Source organism: Mesorhizobium yinganensis, from assembly GCF_040081985.1.
Classification (GTDB): domain Bacteria; phylum Pseudomonadota; class Alphaproteobacteria; order Rhizobiales; family Rhizobiaceae; genus Kumtagia; species Kumtagia yinganensis.
In genome coordinates this window covers 1-4,180 of sequence record NZ_JBEBMH010000075.1, presented here as the reverse complement: position 1 = coordinate 4,180, position 4,180 = coordinate 1, and the positions used below count along the sequence as shown (strand labels likewise).

General features: G+C 54.3%; 5 protein-coding genes and 1 pseudogene. 3 read left to right on the top strand and 3 right to left on the bottom strand.

Features of this window, described 5'->3' with window-relative positions:
* Both ABMA59_RS37515 and ABMA59_RS36900 read left to right on the top strand, forming a co-directional pair.
* A partial coding sequence (locus ABMA59_RS37515; protein ID WP_425475858.1) for an integrase core domain-containing protein occupies window positions 1–136 on the top strand: 136 nt, incomplete at its 5' end.
* 259 nt (window positions 137–395) lie between these two features.
* Window positions 396–884 (top strand): hypothetical protein, encoded by a 489-nt coding sequence (locus ABMA59_RS36900; protein WP_349010295.1) that lies wholly within the window; start codon window positions 396–398, stop codon window positions 882–884.
* An 80-nt stretch (window positions 885–964) separates the two neighbouring features.
* On the opposite strand, the gene ABMA59_RS36895 is transcribed toward ABMA59_RS36900, so the two are convergent.
* Window positions 965–1,954 carry a GTP pyrophosphokinase gene (locus ABMA59_RS36895; protein WP_349010294.1) on the bottom strand — a complete coding sequence of 330 codons (990 nt, stop codon included), beginning with the start codon at window positions 1,952–1,954 and terminating at the stop codon, window positions 965–967.
* Between the two features lie 213 nt (window positions 1,955–2,167).
* Here ABMA59_RS36895 and ABMA59_RS36890 point away from each other — a divergent pair, with 213 nt between their 5' ends.
* Complete coding sequence (locus tag ABMA59_RS36890) at window positions 2,168–3,391, top strand: tyrosine-type recombinase/integrase (RefSeq protein WP_349010293.1); 1,224 nt, start codon at window positions 2,168–2,170, stop codon at window positions 3,389–3,391.
* 206 nt (window positions 3,392–3,597) lie between these two features.
* On the opposite strand, the gene ABMA59_RS36885 is transcribed toward ABMA59_RS36890, so the two are convergent.
* The gene (locus tag ABMA59_RS36885; RefSeq protein WP_349010292.1) at window positions 3,598–3,720 is read right to left on the bottom strand and encodes a hypothetical protein; all 123 of its coding nucleotides are present in this window, start codon (window positions 3,718–3,720) and stop codon (window positions 3,598–3,600) included.
* Between the two features lie 217 nt (window positions 3,721–3,937).
* Window positions 3,938–4,180 (bottom strand): annotated as a pseudogene (locus ABMA59_RS36880) (IS5/IS1182 family transposase); the annotation flags it as partial.

The following is a 4,180-nucleotide window of genomic DNA, read 5'->3' as shown; positions in this document are numbered from 1 at the left end:
GACGCTCACACAGGCCCGCACCGCCATCACCGCATGGAAGGAGGACTACAACCACCACAGACCACACTCGGCCCTCGGCAATATGCCGCCAGTCGAGTTCGCAATCAAATCCACGCTGGAAAAACAGGCCGCATGAGGCCTAAATCGAAACCCAGGACTCTCCCTCAAGCCGGAGGAGATTGGGGTCTCACGTCAGCAGCCGTCGGAATGTTTTTATATTCCCTGATCACGACCCACTCAAGGAACCGTGATTCCAGATGACCACCCTCCAATTCAGCTACCTGCTTATCGCCCTCGGCTATCTCACCGCCGTGTATGCTCTCGGCACGATGCACTAGAACGTCTAGAAAAAGCCAAGTTCTCAGCGTCAATTTCCAGCCGAGGAGGAATCTTTGATGGGCTGGGTGTCACTTCGTGAAGATATTGAAAAACGGTCGGAGGGCAGTAGTTCGAAAGCACCGTCCTCCGGCACCGGTAGCCGGCGACGCAACCTCGACATCGCGTTCCATCTTTCCGACAGAAAGTCCGCGAACGAAAAGCTGAAAGAAGAGGTGCAAACTCTTGCTTCGGAGAAGCAGGAGTTGGAGCGTCGGTTTGAGATTATTTACCGGAAAAATGCGAAATTGGAGAAAGAGTTGGAGGCGACTCTCGCCAAAAATGCACGACGCAAGGGCGAGTTTGAACGAGAACTCCGTCGCCAAAGTGGCGAGATTCTCCGCAATTGCGAGAAGTTGGAAAAGCAATTGGCACATCAATTGCGCATACGCCGCCAACTGGAAGACCAGAATGCCGCTTTAAAACAACGCGTCGGACTGCTGAATAAGATCGCGGGCGCCGTCATGGAAAATCCGCGACAACGTGCAAACAGCCCGCAGCCCGAGTAGTTGGGGCGGGGCGCTGTTATCCTCGCTGTAGGCGGCGGCTAGGCCGGGAAGCTGCCTGGCTTCCCATACAACATTAGCAGCTAACGCACGGGATTGCCGTCATCCGCGGGCTCCATAAATTCGAGATCGAAATCATCCAGATTTAGCTCTTCGAATATTTGATCAACGCGCTCCTCAGAGAAATATTTATCCATTACAGCCAAGTCCTCGCGCTTCACCCTCCAATTGTGCGAAACGTCACGCAAAAATCTATCGGGATCGTGTATCAGCATCCAATCTCTGACGACTCCGAGAATCGTATTTCCGGCATCCAAACCTGTCTCCTTGAGATTTTTCGCGTAGTTCTTGGGTATTATTTGGGCCAGATCGTCCAAAGTATTCACCTTAAATTGTTCCAATTCGGTGACTACCTCATCGACGGATTCTGGCCCGCCATAGACGGGATCCAATTTGAGATCATTCTTCTTCGCCCAAGACTCTACAAATCCCTGCACGCTAAGTGTGTTGACCTCTATATCTAGCTCGCCCTTCTCTGAAGATTGAGTGACAGCCTTGCTATATGCACTAATCTGGCGTGAAATTTCATCGAATCCCCTGTCTGCCACCTCGAGCAATCCAGCGTACAGATAGAGATTTCGCTCGATTTGATGCGGGAGTTTACCCGAAAATTTATAACTTCGATCGTGGGAAATTTCAGCCCATGCATGTTGCAAAACTGTGCGGATCTGAAATTCGAACTTTAGACCCCGCACTGCGGCATACTCGGCCAGTGCACCTCGTGCCTCCCCTATGTCGCAGACATAATGCACTGATCTGTATCCGACTTGATCCTTCTGAAGTAGTGTATTCTTGTCGAGACTGTTCGTCGAGTCGACGCTAAAACTTCTCTCAATTATTTCGCAGACGCGCTCAACATCCGACTCGAAATAGACGATTATTCTTATGCCCGTTATATCGGTCATCTGAGTTGCGGGATCAGTGTACCTTTTCCTCTTTATCTTTTCTTTGCAGCCATTGAAGGTCTTTGTGCGACCGGACACCGAGAGGTGCTCGATGTCATTGTCAACCAAAAGCGTCCTCATGATGGTAACGACTGCGTCGGTGAGATTCACATATCGAGGTAGGGTCGCACTCAACCATCTATCGATTTCAACACGCTTCATCACTACTGGCCCTGAGTAATTCCGACGAACCATTATCATGACTCTCGGAGATAAAAAGCTTGTTCGTTGCCGACCAACGGATTTTGTGCAACATAATGCCTCTTGAGACAGGAGACAGCTATGTCAGTTCGTAAGCGGAAGTGGAAAAACGCGAAGGGCGTCGAGCTTGAAGCGTGGATCGTCGATTACGCCGACCAGCACGGAAAGCGCCGCCACAAGACGTTCGCGAGGAAGAAGGATGCAGACGCCTACGCGGCGAAAACCCATACGGAGGTGATTGATCATACCCACGTTGCTGAGGCGGCGTCCAAGACCGTCAAGGAGGCCGGCGAGCTATGGATGAAAAGCTGCGCGAACTTGGAGCAATCGACGCGGGCCCAGTATCAGCAGCATCTCGACCGGCACATCATCCCGTACATCGGGAAGGAAAAGCTTGCGCGTGTCACCGTGCCATTCGTGCGCGCGTTTCTGGACCGGCTTCGCGAAGGCGATAGGAGTCTGCCCGACGACGACCTTACCCGGATGCCGCGATCTGATGCGATGGTGCGCAACGTCAGGGTGAGCTTTGGTTCCATCCTGTCGGACGCGCAACAGCGAGGGCTTGTCGTGCGCAACGCTGTAAAGGAGCTTGGGCGTTCGCGCGCTTCGCAGGCAAAGGCCGAAGCCAGGCACGAAAAGCGGATTGAGGTGGGCGTGGACATCCCGACGACTGTCGAAGTCAAAGCGATTCTCGATAGCGCTACGGGTAGGGATCGCGTTTTCATAGCGACTGCCGTTTTCACTGGTATGCGAGCCAGCGAGTTGCGCGGCCTGCGGTGGGACGATGTGGACTTGACGAAGGGTGAAATCACCGTGCGGCAGCGCGCGGATGCGTATCAGGAAATTGGAAGCCCAAAGTCGAGGGCAGGGCGGCGTACGATACCGCTAGTTCCCAAGTTGGTGAAAATGCTGCGCGAGTGGAAGCTTGCCTGTCCAAAGGGTGACGACGGTCTTGTGTTTCCAAATGGGCAGGGGAACATCGAGTGGCACGCTAACATCATCAAGCGCTGGTATCTGCCTATTCAGATTGCTGCGGGCGTCACCACGCCAACCGGCGAGAGGGACAAGGATGGCAAGCCTATCGTAGTCGCCAAATATCCTGGGCTGCATGCGCTGCGGCACTTCTACGCCTCGTGGTGCATCAACTCGCATGCCGACGGCGGCCTTGGCCTGTCCCCGAAAGTCGTCCAACACCGGCTTGGACATAGCACGATCCAAATGACGCTGGATGTCTACGGGCACCTGTTCCCGAGCGGCGACGACAATGCAGCAATGGACAAGGCAGCAAGCGCACTGCTAGGGTGACATGCAACACGGATGCAACATAGCGCCAAAAAACCCAATAAAAACAATATACGCTAAGGGACTCTGACTCCGTTAGTCCTGGTTCGAATCCAGGTTCCCCAGCCATGCCATTTTTCTCAATAAAATCAGATAGTTAGCGTATATTAGAAATCGCTAAGTGTTACAGTCGGGCGGATGATCCACACGGCACACCGCCTGTGGATAACCTACAGGAAGAACGGGCCAAGCCCGATGACCAGCACGGCGAGCACGCGGCAGGCAATATCGAATCGTCCCCATGGTCCGATATCAGGGGTGTATTCGGGCCAGTTGTCGCCGGGCTTGCGCAAGATAAGGGCGCCGACGCTGCCATCGAAATAATGTGCGACGAGTTGAACGCGTTTTAGGAGGGAGTGAGCTGGAGACCCGCATTAACCCGGTTTGGTTTGGCGGATTGGCGCTGAGAATATTGCAAGGCCGGTATTTGGGCTGATTTGGCGGCCTTTTGGCTGTGGGCTCGCAGCCAGGTCAGGTCGATTTGAGCCGGTTCCACGATTGCGGACAGAGTCATCCTGCGGCTTTGGCCCGCTCATGGAAGATCAGCCTATCGAAGTTGTAGGCGATGTTGGCGAGCAGCATCTTCGCCTCGGCTCGGGCGATGCCGATGGTGCGGATGAACAGGCCGAACCGGTTCTTCTGGTGTGCGAACACATGCTCCACCGCCGCACGGACCGACGACTTCGCGGCATTGGCGCGCGCCATAAGCTGCGGCATGGCGTGTCCGGCCGGCTTGCGACGATGAATGCGGCT